The 18,396-nt window shown below is 66.6% G+C and carries 17 protein-coding genes; 9 read left to right on the plus strand and 8 right to left on the minus strand.

The window, feature by feature from the left end; translation table 11 throughout:
• Nucleotides 1-213: 213 nt before the first annotated feature.
• Entirely contained in the window at nt 214-1,122 is a 909-nt protein-coding gene (locus AC1DQR_RS16970) for a LysR family transcriptional regulator (protein WP_416050957.1), read from the plus strand.
• Between the two features lie 112 nt (nt 1,123-1,234).
• On the opposite strand, the gene AC1DQR_RS16975 is transcribed toward AC1DQR_RS16970, so the two are convergent.
• The 3 genes from AC1DQR_RS16975 to AC1DQR_RS16985 all read right to left on the minus strand — a co-directional run bounded on the left by AC1DQR_RS16975 (nt 1,235) and on the right by AC1DQR_RS16985 (nt 4,318).
• The gene (locus tag AC1DQR_RS16975) at nt 1,235-2,035 is read right to left on the minus strand and encodes an SDR family oxidoreductase (RefSeq protein ID WP_416050956.1); all 801 of its coding nucleotides are present in this window, start codon (nt 2,033-2,035) and stop codon (nt 1,235-1,237) included.
• Between the two features lie 187 nt (nt 2,036-2,222).
• The gene (locus AC1DQR_RS16980) at nt 2,223-3,377 is read right to left on the minus strand and encodes a patatin-like phospholipase family protein (protein ID WP_416050955.1); all 1,155 of its coding nucleotides are present in this window, start codon (nt 3,375-3,377) and stop codon (nt 2,223-2,225) included.
• Nucleotides 3,378-3,688: 311 nt separating this feature from the next.
• Nucleotides 3,689-4,318, minus strand: a complete 630-nt coding sequence (locus AC1DQR_RS16985; RefSeq protein WP_416050954.1) for a LysE family translocator — start codon at nt 4,316-4,318, stop codon at nt 3,689-3,691.
• Between the two features lie 160 nt (nt 4,319-4,478).
• On the opposite strand from AC1DQR_RS16985, the gene AC1DQR_RS16990 reads away from it, so the two are divergent.
• Nucleotides 4,479-4,907 (plus strand): Lrp/AsnC family transcriptional regulator, encoded by a 429-nt coding sequence (locus AC1DQR_RS16990; protein WP_050983053.1) that lies wholly within the window; start codon nt 4,479-4,481, stop codon nt 4,905-4,907.
• Between the two features lie 61 nt (nt 4,908-4,968).
• Here the strand turns inward: AC1DQR_RS16990 and AC1DQR_RS16995 are convergent, their stop codons facing one another.
• Complete coding sequence (locus tag AC1DQR_RS16995; RefSeq protein WP_416050953.1) at nt 4,969-5,334, minus strand: hypothetical protein; 366 nt, start codon at nt 5,332-5,334, stop codon at nt 4,969-4,971.
• Nucleotides 5,335-5,502: 168 nt separating this feature from the next.
• Between AC1DQR_RS16995 and AC1DQR_RS17000 the strand changes: the two genes are divergently transcribed.
• The 4 genes from AC1DQR_RS17000 (at nt 5,503) to yfiB (ending at nt 9,048) form a co-directional block, all read left to right on the plus strand.
• On the plus strand, nt 5,503-6,459 hold the full coding sequence (locus AC1DQR_RS17000) for an ATP adenylyltransferase family protein (protein WP_416050952.1): 957 nt from the start codon (nt 5,503-5,505) through the stop codon (nt 6,457-6,459).
• Nucleotides 6,460-6,630: 171 nt separating this feature from the next.
• On the plus strand, nt 6,631-7,218 hold the full coding sequence (gene yfiR, locus AC1DQR_RS17005) for a regulatory sequestration protein YfiR (RefSeq protein WP_416050951.1): 588 nt from the start codon (nt 6,631-6,633) through the stop codon (nt 7,216-7,218).
• Nucleotides 7,215-8,513: a diguanylate cyclase DgcN/YfiN gene (dgcN, locus tag AC1DQR_RS17010; RefSeq protein ID WP_477133399.1), complete on the plus strand. Its 1,299-nt coding sequence runs from the start codon at nt 7,215-7,217 to the stop codon at nt 8,511-8,513. The genes yfiR and dgcN overlap by 4 nt, the downstream gene beginning before the upstream one ends.
• Before the next feature lie 28 nt (nt 8,514-8,541).
• Nucleotides 8,542-9,048 (plus strand): outer membrane lipoprotein YfiB, encoded by a 507-nt coding sequence (gene yfiB / locus AC1DQR_RS17015; RefSeq protein WP_477133400.1) that lies wholly within the window; start codon nt 8,542-8,544, stop codon nt 9,046-9,048.
• Between the two features lie 93 nt (nt 9,049-9,141).
• Here yfiB and AC1DQR_RS17020 read toward each other — a convergent pair whose 3' ends face one another.
• The gene (locus tag AC1DQR_RS17020) at nt 9,142-10,224 is read right to left on the minus strand and encodes a Leu/Phe/Val dehydrogenase (RefSeq protein WP_416050948.1); all 1,083 of its coding nucleotides are present in this window, start codon (nt 10,222-10,224) and stop codon (nt 9,142-9,144) included.
• A 362-nt stretch (nt 10,225-10,586) separates the two neighbouring features.
• Here AC1DQR_RS17020 and AC1DQR_RS17025 point away from each other — a divergent pair, with 362 nt between their 5' ends.
• Nucleotides 10,587-11,024: a universal stress protein gene (locus AC1DQR_RS17025; protein WP_477133401.1), complete on the plus strand. Its 438-nt coding sequence runs from the start codon at nt 10,587-10,589 to the stop codon at nt 11,022-11,024.
• Nucleotides 11,025-11,028: 4 nt separating this feature from the next.
• Here AC1DQR_RS17025 and tdh read toward each other — a convergent pair whose 3' ends face one another.
• The 3 genes from tdh to AC1DQR_RS17040 all read right to left on the minus strand — a co-directional run bounded on the left by tdh (nt 11,029) and on the right by AC1DQR_RS17040 (nt 14,235).
• On the minus strand, nt 11,029-12,087 hold the full coding sequence (gene tdh, locus AC1DQR_RS17030) for an L-threonine 3-dehydrogenase (RefSeq protein WP_253932351.1): 1,059 nt from the start codon (nt 12,085-12,087) through the stop codon (nt 11,029-11,031).
• A gap of 57 nt (nt 12,088-12,144) precedes the next feature.
• Entirely contained in the window at nt 12,145-13,347 is a 1,203-nt protein-coding gene (locus AC1DQR_RS17035; RefSeq protein WP_441640428.1) for a glycine C-acetyltransferase, read from the minus strand.
• Nucleotides 13,348-13,539: 192 nt separating this feature from the next.
• A complete protein-coding gene (locus tag AC1DQR_RS17040) occupies nt 13,540-14,235 on the minus strand; it encodes a TetR/AcrR family transcriptional regulator (protein WP_477133402.1) in 696 nt (231 codons plus the stop codon).
• 287 nt (nt 14,236-14,522) lie between these two features.
• On the opposite strand from AC1DQR_RS17040, the gene AC1DQR_RS17045 reads away from it, so the two are divergent.
• The gene (locus tag AC1DQR_RS17045; protein ID WP_477133403.1) at nt 14,523-16,652 is read left to right on the plus strand and encodes a hydantoinase/oxoprolinase family protein; all 2,130 of its coding nucleotides are present in this window, start codon (nt 14,523-14,525) and stop codon (nt 16,650-16,652) included.
• Entirely contained in the window at nt 16,649-18,382 is a 1,734-nt protein-coding gene (locus tag AC1DQR_RS17050; protein WP_416050943.1) for a hydantoinase B/oxoprolinase family protein, read from the plus strand. Before AC1DQR_RS17045 ends, AC1DQR_RS17050 begins: the two co-directional genes overlap by 4 nt.
• Nucleotides 18,383-18,396: the final 14 nt, after the last annotated feature.

Genomic DNA, 18,396 nt, shown 5'->3' on the forward strand with positions numbered 1-18,396 from the left:
TGCCTGAAATGAAATAAATCCGGATGTGCTTTGCCCGGCGGGCTGTGGGTGCCGATTCGTCTTGCGCTGCATGTCGTCGCTTCCTGTCGCATTCCTTGATGGGATGCGGGCTAGGATACGGCGGGCAGGGCCGCGCGTTGTTACGCCGGCCGTGCTATTTTGTTGCCTATTAGCTAACAATCAGAATGTACTAAGAAGGAAAACAGCAAACCGATGGAACTGCGCCACTTTCGCTACTTCATCGCGGTAGCCCAGGACTTGCACTTCACCCGCGCTGCCGCGCGGCTCGGCATTTCCACGCCGACGCTTACCCGCCAGATCCAGGAGATGGAAGCCAGCCTTGGCATTCGCCTGTTCGAGCGCAACCAGCGCTCGGTGGCGTTGACGCCGGCCGGCGAGGTACTGCTGGCGGAGGCGCAAGCCGTGGTGGCGCAGTTCGAGGCCGCGCAACTGCGCGCGCAGCGCGAGGCGCGTGGCGAGACGGGCAAGATCCATGTGGGTTATGTCGCCTCGGCGGCCTACTCGGGCGTGCTCCAGCGGCAAGTCGCGGCATTCCGCAAGGCCTGCCCCGACGTGCAGCTGCTGGTGCGCGAGGCGCCCATGGGCACGCTGCCCGAGCAGGTCAGGGATGGGCAGGTCGACATTGCCTATATCCGCTCCCCGATGAACCTGCCCGAGGGCGTGGACGCGCTGCCGCTGGCGCCGGAAGGCTTTATCCTCGCGCTGCACAGCGATTCATGGCTGTGCGGCCTGGCCGAGATCCAGCCTGCGCATCTCAAGGCGGAGACATTCATTCTTCCCGAACAGGTTTCGGGCACGCTGTCCACCGCCGAGCAGGGTGGCTTCGTGCCCAGGCTGGGCCCGCAGCCGGGCGGGCTGGTGGCGGTGCTGACGCTGGTGTCGCTGGGCGAAGGCGTGGCGATTGTCCCGAACGCCGTGGCCGGCCACATCAGCCTGCCCAGCCTTGTCTACCGGGATATCGCGGGCCTGGCGGTGACGTCGTATCTGTCGCTGATGTCGCGCCAGTACGAGAAGGCCGCGACCATTCGACGCTATATCGAACTGGTGTCGCGGCCCGCTGTTACCTCAGGCCGAAAAAGCCGAGTACAAACAGGACAATGACCACCGCGCCTACCAACCAGACGATGCTGTTCATGACACGCTCCTTGCGCAGACTGTAGCCTGACAATCGCACACGTGGCGGGGCGCGTCTGTACGGTAGCGTTCACCGGCGTCAGACCACCATGGGCGTGGTGGCGCCATCGACCGACAGGATGGCGCCCGAAATATAGCTGGCGCGGGGCGAGGCGAGGAACAGCACGGCGTCCGCTACCTCCTCCGGCGTGGCCAGGCGACCCAGGCCGGTGCGCGCGTTGGCGCGTGCCAATGCCTGCTCCACGGTCGTGCCGCTGATGCGCGCATCCACTTCCATGCCTTGCTGCAGGCGTTCGGTATGCGTGGCCGACGGGTTGACCGCGTTCACGCGCACCCCCTGCTTGCCGTAGGCATTGGCCAGGCCGGCGCTGGCCAGCATCAGCGCTGCGTTGGCCGCGCCGCCCGCCAGGTGGGCGGGGTTGGCCAGCTTGCCGCCCATGCCCACGATATTGACGATGGCGCCGCGCCCTTGCTGTGCCATGCGCTTGACCACGGGGTCGATCACGTTGATGTAGCTGAAGTACTTGGCGGCCATCGCGTCCTGCCACAGCTGCGGGGTCAGCTCGTCCGGCGGCCGGCGCTTGGCCGCGCCGGCGGAGGTCACCAGGATGTCGATGGCGCCAAGCGCTGCCACTGCCTCCTCCACCGCGCGCGCGGCCGCGGCGATATCGGTCAGGTCGGCGGATACCGCGACCACGTCCTTGGCGTATTCGCCTTCGCCTTCGGCCAGGCTGGCGCATGCCTTGGCCAGGTTCTCGGCGCTGCGCGAAACGATGGCTACGCGCGCACCCTCGCGCAGGAAGCCGGCCGCGCAGGCCAGGCCAATGCCGCGGCTGCCGCCGGTGATGAGCACGCGTTGATTGCGAAGTTCGAGATCCATGGTGATGTGTCCTGGGTGGTCAGGGAGCGCGCGGGCGTCGATCGATCAATCAATGGCGGATCCGCGTGCGTGGCGGGGCGGCCGTCGGGCCGGTGAGACAACAGGGGTGCCATCTTAGCGCGCCCGCGCCAGCCTTGCTGGCGAGCGCTCAATCCCGGGACGTCGTGCCAGCGCGGCGTCGACGCACCTACGCCGGTGTCAGCGCCACATGCACCGCGATGCCCTCGATCGGATCGAGCACGCCGCGCCAGGGCGCGGCTGCGATGGCTTGCTTGCCGTGGACATAGCCGGCGTTCCAGCGCGCGTCGATGCCGGCGGCGCTGAAGTCGATATCCTTGGTCAGGTCTTCGCCGCCGAACGACGGCGCATTGAGCTCGACCACGTGCATGGTGGTATGGCAGCCCCAGCCCAGCAACGCCTCGACCGCGGGCGTGCTGCGCTCCGCCTGGGGAATGTGCTTGGCCAGTTCGCGGATCACATGCCGCAGCCGGTGCAATTGCCTCTGGTGCTCCAGCTGGGTCTCGGCGCGGCTTGAGTACTGGATGTCCCGCTGCCGTCCCATGGCTTCCCAGATGGTGTCGGGCTCCGGGCCTTGCAGGGGCCACAGCTGCACGGCGAAGATCACCGAGCTGCGGCGAGGGTGGTCGTCGAGCACGGCTTCGATCGGCGTGTTGGAGCAGATGCCGCCGTCCCAAAACGCTTCGCCGTCGATCCGGATCGCCGGGAAGCCCGGCGGCAGCGCCGCGGATGCCAGCAGATGCTCCACGCTCAGCGCCGTGTCCCGGTTGGTGTAGTAGCACATCCTGCCGCTGCGCACATTGACCATGCCGACGGTGAGCCGCGTGTGTTTCTCGCCGAGGTAAGCGAAATCCACCAGCGAGAGCAGGGTGTCGCGTAGTGGCGAGACCGAATAGAAGCCGGCGTGCTCCACCCCGAGCGGCACGCGCGTGCCGAGCCAGGCAGCCGGGTTGGGCGTGAAGAAGCCAGGGATGCCCTGGGTGAGGGTTGCAAGGTTCGACATCGTGCCGTCGCCGCCCGAGAGCAGGCGGGCTAGTTCAAGCGGCCCGTGGCGGCCAACCTGCTCCCAGAACTGCCGCAGGCGCGGCAAGCGATCCGCAGGCCGGTTGCCAGCCACGATCGAGGCGTTGATGGCGCCGATGGAGGTGCCGATGGCCCAGTCGGGCTCGACCCCTGCCTCGTGCAGTGCCTGGTAGACCCCAGCCTGGAAGGCGCCCAGCGCGCCCCCGCCCTGCAGGACGAAGACCACTTGCTGATCGATGGGCCGACTGGCCGCGCCAGGCGCGTCGGTCGGGGCGGCGGCGGGTTGCGTCTTGCTAGCCATGGTGTTCCGGCTCCCGGGTTGTCAGGGGGCGGCCGCGTTTGCTGGTGTTCGCGGCATGAGCGGCCGCCGGACCTGGAACGTGGTCTCGCCAGGACGCGACTTGACGTGCATCGCGCCGCCATGCCGGTTCACCACGGCCTGGTCAAAGATGCCGGGCACGCTGGCTTCCAGGAGCAAGGGACCGCGCTCAAGGTGCCTGGCCACCTGGTAAGGCTAGCACCTCGCGCTGTTCTTGCCAGATCCGTGTTGACGGTGGGCAAAAGGCGTCACTCGCGTGGAGGTCCGGAGGTCCTGTCGTCCTGCGCTTAGCCCTACTCGAACGAGATTCGCGCGGCAAAGGCCAGCAGCGCGGCCGAGAAGGACCAGCGCTGGACCGTTTGCGCGCGTGGGCTCCGGCGTAGCCAGCCGGCCAGGCGCAGCGCGCCGAACACGCACGCCAGGTCGAAGGCCACGCCGGTCAGCACCAGCACCACGCCCAGCTCAAGCACTTGCGACCACACCGGCGCGCCATGCGGATCCACGAACTGCGGCAACAGCACGGAACAAAAGAGCAGGGCCTTGGGATTCAGGATGCTGCTGAGCGCGCCCTTGGCAACGGAGGCGCGCAGCCGCACCGGCGACGCTGCCGTGCCGGTGCCGGCGTGCATCCCGAAGGCCGGGCTGCGGAAGATCTGGACGGCCACATAGGCCAGGTAAAGGCCGCCCGCGACGCGGATGCCCTGGTAGAGCCAGGGCGCCGCGCGCAGCAGCGCGGCCACGCCGCATGCCGAGAGCGTGACATGCGCGGCGCGTGCCATGGCCAGTCCGGCGACGGTGGCCAGGCCATGGCGGACGCCCCGGCCGGTGCTGGTTTGCAGCACCAGTGCCATGTCCGGCCCGGGTAAGGCGTAGACCACGGCCAGGGCGCCGATGAAGGTAACGAGCAAATGTAGGGAGACCATGATGCATGCGGCGACGAGGGCAACATCATGACCCAGGGGCTGGAGGGAATTCTGGCGATTTGATGGATGAAACCCATATAATTTGGTGGAATCCGCTAATTTTTACCGATTTATTGGAGTCTTAATTTTGGATCTCGATAAAACCGATCGCGCCATCCTGATGGCGCTGCAGGCGGACGGACGCGCCACCAACGCCAGCGTGGCGGAATCCGTGGGGCTGAGCGAGACACCGTGCGCGCGCCGGCTCAAGCGGCTGGAGGCCGACGGCTATATCGAGGCCTATCGCGCGGTGCTGTCCCGCCAGGCCCTGGGGCTTGGCCTGATGGCGTTCACGCAGGTCCGCTTTGGCGTACACAGCCGTGAGCTTTCCGACCGCTTCGAGCGCGAGATCCAGGCAATCCCGCGTATCGTGTCCTGCCATAACGTATCGGGCAGCGCCGATTACCTGCTGTTGGTGGTCGCGCGGGACCTGGAGGATTACGGCATCTTCATGCGCGACGTGCTGCGCACATTGCCCGGCGTGACGGCCGTGGAGTCCATGCTGTCGCTGGGCGAGGTCAAGCGCAATGCCGGCTTGCCGTTGCTATGACGCGATGACGGAATGGCGTGATGGCGTGATGGCGTTGCAAGGCTGGGCGCCGCATCCCGCTTCAGTCGTCGCGATTCGCGGCCAGGGACATTTCACGCGCGACAAAGAAGCACAGCAGCGCGATGCCCGTGCACAGGATCGCCACGGTGAAGGCCAGTTGCCGCCCGTGCCACAGATCCGAAAACCACTGCGCGAACTCGGCAGCCAGCACCGCCGCCTTGCCGCCGATGCGTTCGAGCTGGAAATCATATTGCCTCTGCCACCCGGGGCCGTAGGCCAGGTCGCCGGCCTCGTCGCGCGCGGCGGACAGATAGATCAGGACGCCTGCGATCCAGCCTGCAGCGAGGATCACGGCGCCAAGCAGGTAAATGCGAGCGGGGAGGGACCCGTGCTTGCCCGGTGCCTGCCGTTGTTCCGCGTTGCTCATTGGTGTCCTCTGTGGTGTGTTCCGTGGTGTGTTCTGTGGTGTCTTATGTTTCCAAGGTGGCGCCCACGCATTGTAATAAAGGGCGTGTCACTTCCCGCCTGCCCTGCCGCCGAGGGATAAGATCGATCAGTCCCGCCGGCTATAGTCATTCACCCCTTGGGCCAGACCATGCCACATCGATCTCTCCAGCCCGGCACGCTGTGGCCGGCCATCCTGCGCCAGACGGAGCACGCCTTGCAATGCGGCGCGCTGCGTCCGATCGAGACCTTCCAGGAGGGCATCGACGATGGCGGCGTGCGCTTCCTGGTGCGCCAGGTTTCCAGCCTTGCGCGCAAGGACCGCTACAGGGATGAGGGCCACGCGCGCCAGAATGACAACGCCGTCCCCGGCGACCAGGCGGGCGCCGACCCGTTCCTTCCCTACGACCCGGACCTGTTTGTCGCCGACATTTCCGAGACCCATCTTGCGCTGCTGAACAAGTTCAACGTCTTGGACCATCACCTGCTGATCGTTACCCGCCGCTTCGAGCCGCAGGACGCGCTGCTCAACCTGGCGGACTTCGAGGCGCTGCTGGCCTGCATGGCCGAGTTCGATGGCCTTGGCTTCTATAACGGCGGCGCGGCGGCCGGCGCAAGCCAGCGCCACAAGCACCTGCAACTGGTGCCGCTGCCGCTTGCCAGCGAAGGCCCGGCGTTGCCCATCGCGCCGCTGCTTGCGGCCGCGCGCATTGATGGTGCCGTCGGCACAGTGCCGGGGTTGGCGTTTTCGCATGCATTCGCGCCGCTGGCTTTGCCGGCGGACCGAGGGCCGGATCTGGCGCGCACCGCACTTGCGCGCTACCGCGCGCTGCTGGAGGCGGTGGGCGTGCGGACGATCCATGTGGATGGAGCGCCGAAGCCGTCCGCGCCATACAACCTGCTTGTCACGCCGCTTGGGATGCTGCTCGTGCCAAGGTCGGCGGAGTCCGTCGAGGGTATCTCGGTCAATACGCTCGGGTTTGCAGGATCGTTCTTTGTGCGGGACGAGGCGCAGATGCGCACCATCGAGCGGCTCGGCCCCATGGCGATGCTGCGGCAGGTCGCAGGCGCGCCTTTGTCGTCACAGGCATCGATGGGCCGGAAATAAGGGGTAAATATAAAAGCAGGAGCGCCGTTAATGGGTTTGGGCTAGCAAGGTTGTCCGGTGGCGTTCGCGCCGGGCCGGAATCCCCGCTTGATCGTGCTAGCCAGGTCAGATCGCATCGCTTGCTGTGCGCTGCGACGTTCCCCAATCGCATTACTTGGTAGGCCTCACCACTTGCCTTTTCAAACGGCTACCGCCCCAGCCAGTCCGAGCCGCGGCCGCAAACATTCGCGCCTGCCGCGCCTGCTGCCGGCCCTTCTCGCCGCCATCCTCTGCGCGCAGTCGCAGGGCACCACGGCGGACACGCCACCCCCGCGTTCCGAGGCGGTGGCGCGGGTGGTGTTCAGCCTGCTTGGCTATGCGCGCTGGCCAACCGAGCGGGAAATCCTGCGCCTGTGCGTGGACGGCTCGGCCCGCTACGGCGCCAAGCTTGCGGAGGGCGGCGTATTGGCAACTGGCCGCTCCGTGCAATCCAGGCGCATCGACCTGCAAGATGGCGTGTCCACCGCGGGCTGCGACTCCGTCTACCTCGGGCCCATGACGGATGCCCGGCGCAAGAAACTGTCGACGGAGCTGATCGGGCGCCCGGTCCTTGTCATCACGGAAGAAGACTACGAGTGCGAGATCGGCAGCATGTTCTGCCTCAACGTGGTCGATGGCCACGTCTCGTTCCGCGTCAACCTGGATTCCGTTGCCCGCAGCGGCATCCATATCCATCCGGCCGTATTGCAGCTTGGCCGCCGCCGGGGGCCATCGCCATGAAGCTGCCATTGCGGCCCGACGCGACGAGATCGCGTCCGACGCTGTACAACGCGCTGCGCCGCATTCATCTCAGCGTGGCGTTGATCGCCGTGTGCACGGCGGGCATCTCGCTGACCGCGCTCGGGCTGGCCGCGCTGCGCGTCTATGCCGACCACAACCTGCACCTGGTTGCCCGCTCCGTGGCGTACACGCTGGAAGCGCCGGTGGTGTTCCGCGACCAGGCGGCCGCCAGCGAGGCGCTGGTGGCAATCGCCGCGACGGAGGTGGCCCAGGCCCGCGTCTATGACAAGGACAACCGCCTGCTGGCCGAGTGGCAGCGCCCGGCCGACGAGCGGTTTCCCGGCCTGCAGCGCCTGGCCAGCCGCGTGATGGCGCTGGGCCCGGTGGAGCAGGAGATCCTGCATGAAACGCAGGCGGTGGGCACCGTCCGCCTGACCGCCTACACCGGCAACCTCTTGCGCTTTGTGCTCAGCGGGCTGCTGGGGCTGCTGGCTTGCCTGCTGCTCACCGCGGTCAGCGCGCACTATATGTCGAGCCGCATGCTGGTCCATATCATCGAGCCGGTGCGCAACCTCATGCGCGTGGCCCATGCCGTGCGCTCGGAGCGCGCTTTCGACCAGCGCACGCCGCCAGCGCATATTGCCGAGCTCAACGCGCTCGGGGAGGATTTCAACGGCCTGCTCGACGAACTGGAGACCTGGCAGAACCAGCTCCAGCACGAGAACAGGTCGCTGGCGCACCGCGCCAGCCACGACAGCCTGACCGGCCTGCTCAATCGGGCGGCGTTCGAGGATGCGCTGCATCGGGCCGTGCGCTTCGCCGGCACCTCCAAGGGATATGCGGGCGTGCTCTACCTGGACAGCGACGCGTTCAAGGAGATCAACGACAACTTTGGTCATGCCGCCGGGGACGAGGTGTTGTCCGACATTGCCCGGCGCATCCGTTCCTGCGTGCGCGAGGGCGACCTGGTCGCCAGGCTCGGCGGCGATGAGTTCGCGGTACTGCTCACCACGCTGCGCAAGCCTGCCGACCTCGTCCAGGTCGCGGAGCATATCCTGCTTCGCATGAAGGACCCGGTGCAACTGTCGAGCGGCACCAGGATCGGAGCGTCGCTTAGCATCGGGTTGTCCGTGTTTCCGCTTCATGCGCAGACCGCCGCCACCTTGATGCACACGGCGGACGAGGCCATGTACCGGGCCAAGCGCAGGTCGGGAGGCGGCTGGGAGAGCGCGGAGCCGCGGCTGGCGAGTGCCGGGCCCGCCTCGGTCTCCGAATGCGAAGACAACGAGAAATAAAACAAGAACGAGAATAGGAGCCTCTTTCATGCTATCGAACTTGCAAGCCACTGGCAGCCGTGGCATCGCTGCCGCCATGATCGCCATCACCCTTGCGCTTGCTGCCTGCCAGACGGTGCCGGCCCCGAAGCTCACGCCCACGCAAGTCGACGCGTTGCAGTCGCAAGGGTTCCAGCTCACCGAGAACGGCTGGGAGCTCGACCTGTCCGAGAAGGTGCTGTTCGGCCTGAACGAGGACCTGATCAGCGCAGACCGCCAAGGGGCGGTGCAGCGGATCGGCCTGGCGCTATCGGGCGCGGGCATCGATCATGTGCGGCTGGACGGGCATACGGACGACTCCGGCTCGGCCGAATACAACCAGCAACTGTCGGTCCGGCGCGCGGAGGCGGTGGCGAAGGTGCTCGCCACCACGGGGTTCCAGGCGGAGAACATCCAGGTGCGCGGGCTGGGCAAGAGCAAACCGGTGGCGGACAACCGCACCGCCACGGGCCGTGCGGAGAACCGGCGCGTGGCCATCGTGGTCACGATTGAGTAGTCATGGCAGCCCAGCTATCGCCGCGCTCCGGGTAGGCCGGAGCCGGCGCGCCGGCAGCGGCGTCTTTCATTTCCCGGCCGGCGGGGTGCTTCCTTAAGCCTGGGCGCCCTGCGCCAGCTTCTCCTGTGCCCAGTTGACCGCCTCGCGTGCGGGCGCCAGCCCGCTCTTGTCCACGCGTTGGGCCAGCGCGAACACGCGCTCGCGGATCCGCGCCACTTCGGCCAGCACCGCCGCTTCCTCGGCGCCGCCGAGATACTCGCGGGCGCAGCTGATGATGCCGCCCGCGTTGATCAGGAAGTCCGGCGCATAGAAGATGCCGCGGCGTTGCAGCGTGTCGCCCTCGTCCAGCGACGCGAGCTGGTTATTGGCGCCGCCCGCGACGATCTTGAACTGGCAGCCCTCGGCTACCGCCGGGGTGATCACCGCGCCGAGCGCGCAGGGCGCGAACACGTCGGCGGCCACGCTGGTGATGGCCGTGGTGGAGACCACCTGCGCGCCGAATTGCTCACGCGCCTGCTCTGCCTTGGCGCCGTGGATATCGGCCACGATCAGCCGGGCGCCGGCCGCATGCAGCTGGCGGCACAGGTCCCAGCCTACCGAGCCAAGGCCCTGCACGGCAACGGACACGCCTTGCAGGCTGTGATGGTCCAGCACGTAGCGCACGGCGGCCTCGATGCCGACGAACACGCCATAAGCGGTCTTGGGCGACGGGTTGCCGCCGAAGGTGCCCTCGCGCGGCATGCCGCTGATGTAGCGGGTCTGCGTGCGGGCGGCGACCATGTCTTCCACCGTGGTGCCGACGTCTTCGGCGGTGATGTAGCGGCCACCCAGCGATTCGACCATACGGCCAAAGGCGCGGAACAGCTTGGTGCGATCGGTTTGCGCCGGGGTGCGCAGGATCACGGCCTTGCCGCCGCCGAAGGGCAGGTCGGCCAGCGCATTCTTGTAGGCCATGCCTTGCGACAGGCGCAGGGCGTCGGTCAGGGCGTCGCTCTCGGCGGGATAGGCCCAGTAGCGGCAACCGCCAAACGCGGGGCCAAGGCTGGTGCTGTAGATGGCGATGATGGCCTGCAGGCCGGACTCGGGATCGGTGGCGAGCGTGACGCGCTCGTGGGATGGGCCTTCGCCAGTGCCGAACAGGCGGCCGGCGGCCTCTGCGTTGATGCGTTCAGTCAAAGCGTCTTCTCCATGAAGATGGGAGCGCAAAGGGATACCTTCGCTTTCCGGGTGCACCGCATTGGGTTGCAAGGCAGTGCAGTTGCAACGGCGGCCATCGGGGGCTGCCGTCTCGATAAGGCCGGGCTGCCATTGTGTGGCTGCCCGGCCTCGGGTAAACGCTGGGTGCCGCGTCGTGGCGCGGAACCGGTGCTGGATCTTACCGGCAAATCGCGGGGAGATGAAGGGCGCGCGCGGTGTGTGTGCGGTGTGTGCGCGGCACCGGCACATCTATACTTGGAGCGAGGTAATCCTCAACCCGAGCGAAGCGTGAGAGGGAACCGGTGCGGTGGCCTGCGCCCTTCGCGTGCCAGGAGGGCATCATGTTCCAGCATCTGCTGCTGCCCGTCGACGGCTCGCCTCTGTCCGAAGCCGCTTTCAGCAAGGCCCTGGTGTTCGCCCGCGAGGCGCGGGCCCGGGTCACGGTGATCCGGGTGATCCCGGACTTCCATGTCTATACCTACCAGGTGGAATTGCTGGCCGACACCCGTACGCGATTCGTGCAGGAAGCCACCCGCAATTCGGCGGACTACCTGAAAACCCTGGCCGCCGAAGCCGAGGCGGCGGACGTGACTTGCGAGACCCTTTGCGTCATACATGACCACCCCTATGAGGCCATCATCCAGGCCGCCCGGGAAAGGGAGTGCGACCTGATCGTGATGGCCTCGCACGGGCGGCGCGGTTTGCAGGGCGTGCTGATCGGCAGCGAAACCAACAAGGTGCTGACGCATAGCCGCATCCCTGTGCTGGTGTATCGCTAGCGGCTCATCGCAAGCGGCTAGCGGTCGCCTTGTCCGGCTGCGTCCAGTCCAGCACCACCTTGCCACTGTTGCCCGACAGCATGGCGGCAAAGCCGGCCTCGAAGTCGCCCACGCTGAAGCGATGCGTGATCATCGGCGTCAGGTCCAGCCCGCTTTGCAGCATGGCAACCATCTTGTACCAGGTCTCGAACATCTCGCGGCCGTAGATGCCCTTGATCTCCAGTCCCTTGAAAATCACCTGGTTCCAGTCTATCGCCATCTTCGATGGCGGTATGCCGAGCATGGCAATCTTGCCGCCGTGGTTCATGTGCTCGAGCATGGTCGCAAAGGCGGTCGGCACACCGGACATTTCCATGCCCACGTCGAAGCCTTCCGTCATGTGCAATTCGGCAGCCACGTCTTTCAGGTTTTCGTGCTGCACGTTGACGGCGCGCGTGGCGCCCATCTTGCGCGCCAGCGCGAGCCGGTACTCGTTGACGTCGGTGATCACCACATTGCGCGCGCCCACGTGCCGAGCGATGGCGGCGGCCATGATGCCGATGGGGCCGGCGCCGGTGATCAGCACGTCCTCGCCCACCAGGTTGAAGGACAGCGCGGTGTGCGTCGCGTTGCCAAAGGGGTCGAAGATGGCGGCGATCTCGTCCGGGATGTCGTCGGGAATGCGGAACGCGTTGAAGGCCGGAATCACCAGGTACTCGGCAAAGGCGCCGGCGCGGTTCACGCCCACGCCTACCGAGTTGCGGCACAGGTGGCGGCGCCCGGCGCGGCAGTTGCGGCAGAAGCCGCAGGTGATGTGCCCCTCGCCGGAAACGCGGTCGCCAATGGCCAGCCCGCGCACTTCCTGCCCGATGGCGACGATCTCGCCTACGTACTCGTGCCCCACCTGCATCGGCACGGGGATGGTGTTCTGCGCCCACTCGTCCCATTTCCAGATATGGATGTCGGTGCCGCAGATGGCCGTCTGGCGGATGCGGATCATCACATCGTTGTGGCCGACTTCTGGCTCGGGAACGTCGGTCAGCGTCAGGCCGGGCGCGCGTTCGAGTTTGGCGAGGGCTTTCATGGGGGAGCCTCCTGCTTGCAGCGTGGATGAAGGGCTTGGGTGACGCTTGAGGGCCGCTCAGGCGATGGCGCCGAACTTGCGGCCTACCTTGGCAAACGCGGCCACGGCCCGCTCGATCTGCTCGGCCGTATGCGCTGCGCTCATCTGCGTGCGGATCCGTGCCCGGCCCTTGGGCACCACCGGGAAGGAGAAGCCCACCACGTACACGTGCTCTGCCAGCAACGCATCCGCCATGCCGGAAGCCAGCGCGGCATCGCCCAGCATCACCGGGATGATGGGATGCTGGCCCGGCACCAGCGTAAAGCCCAGTGCCGTCATCTCGCGGCGGAAATGCTCGCCGTTCTCCCGCACGCGCGCGCGCAATGCCGCGCCTTCTTCGCTAGCCAGCAACTCCAGCACTTTCAGCGTGGCGGCGCAAATGCTCGGCGCCAGCGAGTTGGAAAAAAGATAAGGCCGCGAGCGCTGCCGCAGCAACTCCACGATTTCCCGGTGCGCCGCCACATAGCCACCGGAGGCGCCGCCCAGCGCCTTGCCCAGCGTGCCGGTGATGATGTCCACGCGGCCCTCCACGCCACACAGCTCCGGCGTGCCACGCCCGTGCTCGCCCACGAAGCCCACCGCGTGCGAATCGTCGACCATCACCAGCGCCCCGTAGCGGTCAGCCAGGTCGCAGATGGATTTGAGGTCCGCGATGATGCCGTCCATCGAGAACACGCCGTCGGTGGCGATCAGCTTGAAGCGCGCGCCGGCGGCATCCGCCTCCTGCAGCCGGGTCTCCAGGTCGGCCATGTCGTTGTTGCGGTAGCGGTAGCGCCTGGCCTTGCACAGGCGCACGCCGTCGATGATGCTGGCGTGGTTGAGCTCGTCGCTGATGACAGCGTCCTGGTCGTCGAGCAAGGTCTCGAACAGGCCGCCGTTGGCGTCGAAGCAACTGGAGTAGAGGATGCTGTCGCCGGTGTGGAGGAACTTGGCGAGTACGGCCTCGAGGGTCTTGTGCACGGACTGGGTGCCGCAAATGAAGCGGACCGAGGCCATGCCGAAACCGTCTTGCTCCAGGCCGCGCCGGGCGGCTTCGATCAGGCGGTGGTCATCTGCCAGGCCCAGGTAGTTGTTGGCGCAGAAGTTCAGTACGTGCTCGCCGCCCGCCAGCCGGATATCGGCCGCCTGCGGGCTGGCGATGACGCGCTCGGATTTATGGAAGCCGTCGGCGCGGATGGTGCTTAAGGTGTCGCGAAGGTGGGAGAGATAGCGGTCGCGCATGGGTAGTCCCCTGGCTGGTGGTTGGTGGCGTGGCGGGCAGCCGTCTTGTTGCGCCGCCGCATCCGCGTTGCGTTCCAGCCTTCATGGTATGGCGAAAGCGGGCCGGGCGCGAGGCATATGCCGCGCGTCACCGCGGCGCGGGGCGCATTTGTTGGCGCCTGCCGCATGCTTTCCAGCGATAGGCCGGCGTGCTTACGTGGCCAATGCCGTCTCACGCGTGGCTTCGGTCCCCGCTTGCCCGAAATTGCAAAGATAGCTCATCACCATATCGGGCACATGCTGCAGCCGCGATGCGACGCGGTCCGGCGCGGCGAGGTCCACGCCGAGCACAAAGGACAGCGTGTAGCGGTTCGAGATGAAATACGACCCTAGCCCGGAAATCGAAACATAAAGATCCACCCAGTCCGCATCCGGCCTGAACACCCCTTGCTCCTTGCCGCGTTCCAGTATCTCCGCCAGCGCGCTTTTCAGCGGATTGAACATGGCGGGGATGACCTTGGATTTGCGGATGTGTTCCGCCTTGTGCAGGTTCTCCGTGCCCAGCAGCAAGATGAACTCCGGCTGCTCGATGAAATGCTGGATGGTGTGCATGACCAGCGCGCGCATATCGTCCACCGGGCTTTTGCCGGTCAGGCCGAGTTCATTCTGCCGCTCGCGCATGGCGGCGTAGGCGCGCTCCATGACTTCGATGAACAGCGCCTCCTTGCTGTCGAAGTAGTGGTAGACCAGGTTCTTGCTGATCTTGCTGCGGGCCACGATGCTGTCCACGCGGGCGCCGTCAAAGCCCTTGGCGGCGAATTCCTTCGACGCCATCTGGAGGATCTTCTCGCGCGTGGCCTGGGCGTCGCGCGGCTTTGGCTTGCGCACGGTCTTGGCGGTCACTGGCATACGAATGTTCCTCGATAAATTTGTCATGGCATTGTCATGGCGGGCGGCACCGTGCCAGTGCACCCGCTAACCAGATGGTTAGTGTACACCCCCAGAGGCGCACCGCAAGAAGGCCGCCAGCCAAGCGCTGGCGCCATTCTGGTGCTCCGTGAAAACCCGGTTGACAAGCAAAATCCCGTCTTCTATTGTACTGACTAGTTAGTTAGCAGATCGGTCGGTGCGCGTTCCGGGGCAACGGAATGCGCGGCACGCGCAAGTCGACCGTGCCTCACATCCTTGGAGTTGACATGGTTCATGCGGGAAGCAATACAGGCGTCCGGGTCGGGTGCGATATCGGGGGCACGTTCACGGACATCGTCCTGGCAATGCCGGACGGGCGGCTGTTCGTCAACAAGACATCGACCACGCCGCACGACCTGGGCGAGGCCATCGTCACTGGCCTGAAGTCGCTGATCGGGCAGGCCGGGATTGCCCCGGGCGACATCACGGAAATTGTCCACGGCACCACCACAGCGTCCAACACCATCCTGCAGAAGGTGGGCGCACGCACCGGCGTGCTGACCACGGCGGGCTTTCGCGACGTGCTGGAGATCGGCCGCATCCGCACCCCAACCATGTTCGACCTGGGCTGGCAGAAGCCGCAGCCGCTGGCGGCGCGTCGCTATCGACGCGGGTTGAACGAGCGCATCGACGCGCGCGGCAACATCATCGTGCCGCTCAACGTGGACGAGGTACTGACCGTGGCGCGCGGGCTGGTGGAAGAGGGCGTGGAAGCGCTGGCCATCTGCTTTATCAACAGCTATATCAACCCGGTGCATGAGCTGGAAGCGAAGGCGCAACTGGAGCGGGCGTTTCCCCGCCTGCTGGTGACCGCATCGTGCGATGTGCTGCCGGAAATCAAGGAGTACGAGCGCACCAGCACCACGGTGGTCAATGCCTACATCCTGCCTGCCATGCGCACCTACCTGCGGCGCCTGAAGGATGACCTGGCCCGCATGGGGGTGTCGGCGTCGCTGCAGGTGATGGYGTCCAACGGCGGCATGATGGGCGTGGGCAGCGCGAGCGAGAAGCCGGTGTTTGCCGTGGCTTCCGGGCCGGCCGGCGGCGTGGCGGGCGCGGCACAGATCGGCGCGCTGGGTGGCGGGCGCGACCTGATCGTGTTCGACATGGGCGGCACAACGGCCAAGGCGTCGATCATCACCGACGGCACGCCGTCGCTGACCACCGAGTACGAGTTCCGCGACGGCATCAGCGCCCCGAGCCGCTTTGTCAAAGGCGGGGGCTATGTGCTGAAGGTACCGGCCATCGATATCGCGGAGGTGGGTGCGGGCGGCGGCTCGCTGGCGTGGATGGATGCCGGTGGCCTGCTGTGCGTGGGCCCCGAATCGGCCGGCGCCAACCCGGGGCCCGCGTGCTACGGGCGCGGCAACGATCGGCCCACGGTGACCGACGCCAACATGGTCCTTGGCTACCTGAATCCCGAATCGCTGGCGGGCGGCAGCCTCAAGGTGGACCCGGAGCAATCGCGCCGTGCCATTGACGCGCATATCGGCGCGCCGCTCAAGCTTGATACGCTGGCCGCCGCGCACGGCATCCGCCATGTGGCCAACGTGAGCATGGCGCGCGCGCTGCGTGCCGTGACGGTGGAGCGTGGGCGCGACCCGCGCGACATGACGATGATCGCCTTCGGCGGCGGGGGCCCGCTGCACGCGGTGGACGTGGCCATGCTGCTGGGCATCAAGCGGGTGATCGCACCGGTGATGGCGGGCGTGTTCTGCTCGGCCGGCATGCTGTGCGCGGATGCCGAGCATAACTTCGTCAAGGCCATCCTGCGGCCGCTGGCGGAATGCGACGGCGCCGGCATTGGCACGGTGATCGACGATTTGCGCCAGCAAGGCCTGGCCATCCTCGCGCTGGAAGGCTATCCGGAGGCCGCGGTCGAGATGGCGGTGGGCATCGACCTGCGCTACCTCGGCCAGAGCTCGGAGCTGACCATCCCGCTGCCCGGCGGTGAAACCGGCAAGGCGCCGGACGCTGCTGCGCTTACGCAGCTTATCGAGGACTTCGGCGTCCAGTACCAGCAAACCTTCGGCTACCGCAACGACGAGCCGCTGGAACTGGTCAACGTGCGCCTGAGCGCCTATGGCCGCAGCGACCAGCGGCTGGATTTCAACGCGATCCAGGTGGATGCCAGCGCGCTGCATGGTGTTGCCGGCACGCGCCAGGTGAGTTTCGGGCGCGACCAGGCGCCGCGCGAGACCTTGCTGATCCCGCGCTCGGCCATGACGGATGCGCCGCGCCAGGGCCCGCTCATCATTGAGTCGTACGACACCACCATCGTCGTGCCGCCGGGCGCCTCGGCGCGCGCGGACAAGATCGGCAACATCATCATCGATATCGCCCAGGAGGCAGCATGAGCACGCAGTTCGACCCGGTGACCTTCGCGGTCGTCAAGAACGCGATGGACTCCATCGTCGACGAAGTGGCCTACACGGTCATTCGCACGGCGCGCTCGGAGATCGTCAAGGACGTGATGGACTACTCGGCCGCGATCTGCGACCGGCACGGCCGCATGGTGGCGCAGGCCAAGACCATCGCGCTGCACCTGGGGGCGATCCCCGAGGCCATGGAAGCCGTGCAGGCGCGCTACGGCAACGCGCTGAACCCGGGCGACGCGGTGATCGTCAACGACCCTTACCAGGGCGGCATGCACCTGCCGGACATCTTCATGTTCGTGCCGTTCTTCTACGGTGGCGAGCTCGAAGGCTATTGCGTGGTGATCTGCCACCACACCGACGTGGGCGGCCGCGTGCCGGGCTCCAACGCCAGCGACTCCACCGAGATCTACCAGGAAGGGCTGCGCATCCCGGTACTCAAGCTCTATGAGGCCGGCAAGGTCAACGACACGCTGGAACGCATCATCGCGCAGAACGTGCGCCTGCCCGAGCGCGTGCTGGGCGACCTGAAAGCGCAGTACGCCGCAACCCAGGTAGGCGTGCGCGAACTCACCGCGCTGTTCGGCCGCTACGGCCGCGACGACACGCGTGCCTACCTGAACGAGCTGCTGGACTATGCCGAACGCCTCACGCGCGAAGAGATCCGCAAATGGCCCAAAGGTACCTTCCGCTTCACCGACTACATCGACGACGATGGCTTGTCGCCGGAGCCGATCCCCATCCAGGTGGCACTGACGGTGCATGAGGATTACGTCAGCGCGGACTACACGGGATCGTCGCCCCAGGTGCGCGCGGCCATCAACTCCACGCTGTCATACACAAAGTCCTGCACCTACCTGAGCGTGCGCTGCGCGTTGAAGGGCGATGTGCCGAACAATGCCGGCGTGTTCCGCTGCATCGAGGTGCGCGTGCCGGAAGGCTCCGTGCTCAATCCCCTGCCACCGAGCGCGGTGGCAGCGCGCGCGCTGACGGGCTACCGCGTGTTCGATGCGATGCTCGGCGCGCTGGCGCAAGTGGTGCCGGACCGTATTCCCGCAGCCGGCGAAGGCGGCAACACGGTGGTATGCCTGTCCGGCATGAGCGATGAGAACAAGCCTTACATCATCGTGGACATGATCTGCGGCGCATGGGGCGCGCGCCCCGCCAGCGATGGCATCGAGGCCATCACCAATGCCTCGCAGAACCTGTCGAACACGCCGGTGGAAACGCTGGAGGCGCAGCACCCCGTGCGCGTGGAAGCCTACGAGCTGGTGGAGGATTCCTGCGGTGCGGGCGAGTTCCGCGGCGGTCTGGGCATTCGCCGCAGCTATCGCGTGCTGGCGCCCAACGCGCTGCTGCAATTGCGTGCCGACCGCATGAAGTTCTCGCCCTATGGCCTGGCCGGTGGCGGCCCCGCCAGTCCGGCGCGCAACCTGCTGCAGCAAGGCGATGAGGTCACGGACCTGCCGAGCAAGGTTGGCATGACGATCGCGCGCAACGATGTGGTGACGCATATCCAGCCCGGCGGCGGCGGCTTCGGCGACCCGCTGGCGCGTGACTTCGAGCGCATCCGGCAGGACGTATGGAACCACAAGCTCACCGCTGCCTATGTGCTCGAGCATTACAAGGTGGTGGTGAATCCCGCCACCGGCGAGATCGATGTGCCGTCCACCGCAGCATTGCGCGCGAAGCTGCTGGCCAAGGCGGCGTAGTATTTCCGGACGGC

The sequence above is a fragment of the Cupriavidus sp. 05L411 genome (genome assembly GCF_056398045.1).

What these genes read in the sequence shown, in the direction of transcription:
- AC1DQR_RS16970 (WP_416050957.1), top strand. Translation starts at nt 214, where the DNA reads ATGGAACTGCGCCACTTTCGCTACTTCATCGCGGTAGCCCAGGACTTG.
- AC1DQR_RS16975 (WP_416050956.1), bottom strand. Translation starts at nt 2,035, where the DNA reads ATGGATCTCGAACTTCGCAATCAACGCGTGCTCATCACCGGCGGCAGC.
- AC1DQR_RS16980 (WP_416050955.1), bottom strand. Translation starts at nt 3,377, where the DNA reads ATGGCTAGCAAGACGCAACCCGCCGCCGCCCCGACCGACGCGCCTGGC.
- AC1DQR_RS16985 (WP_416050954.1), bottom strand. Translation starts at nt 4,318, where the DNA reads ATGGTCTCCCTACATTTGCTCGTTACCTTCATCGGCGCCCTGGCCGTG.
- AC1DQR_RS16990 (WP_050983053.1), top strand. Translation starts at nt 4,479, where the DNA reads ATGGCGCTGCAGGCGGACGGACGCGCCACCAACGCCAGCGTGGCGGAA.
- AC1DQR_RS16995 (WP_416050953.1), bottom strand. Translation starts at nt 5,334, where the DNA reads ATGAGCAACGCGGAACAACGGCAGGCACCGGGCAAGCACGGGTCCCTC.
- AC1DQR_RS17000 (WP_416050952.1), top strand. Translation starts at nt 5,503, where the DNA reads ATGCCACATCGATCTCTCCAGCCCGGCACGCTGTGGCCGGCCATCCTG.
- dgcN (WP_477133399.1), top strand. Translation starts at nt 7,215, where the DNA reads ATGAAGCTGCCATTGCGGCCCGACGCGACGAGATCGCGTCCGACGCTG.
- yfiB (WP_477133400.1), top strand. Translation starts at nt 8,542, where the DNA reads ATGCTATCGAACTTGCAAGCCACTGGCAGCCGTGGCATCGCTGCCGCC.
- AC1DQR_RS17025 (WP_477133401.1), top strand. Translation starts at nt 10,587, where the DNA reads ATGTTCCAGCATCTGCTGCTGCCCGTCGACGGCTCGCCTCTGTCCGAA.
- tdh (WP_253932351.1), bottom strand. Translation starts at nt 12,087, where the DNA reads ATGAAAGCCCTCGCCAAACTCGAACGCGCGCCCGGCCTGACGCTGACC.
- AC1DQR_RS17035 (WP_441640428.1), bottom strand. Translation starts at nt 13,347, where the DNA reads ATGCGCGACCGCTATCTCTCCCACCTTCGCGACACCTTAAGCACCATC.
- AC1DQR_RS17040 (WP_477133402.1), bottom strand. Translation starts at nt 14,235, where the DNA reads ATGCCAGTGACCGCCAAGACCGTGCGCAAGCCAAAGCCGCGCGACGCC.
- AC1DQR_RS17050 (WP_416050943.1), top strand. Translation starts at nt 16,649, where the DNA reads ATGAGCACGCAGTTCGACCCGGTGACCTTCGCGGTCGTCAAGAACGCG.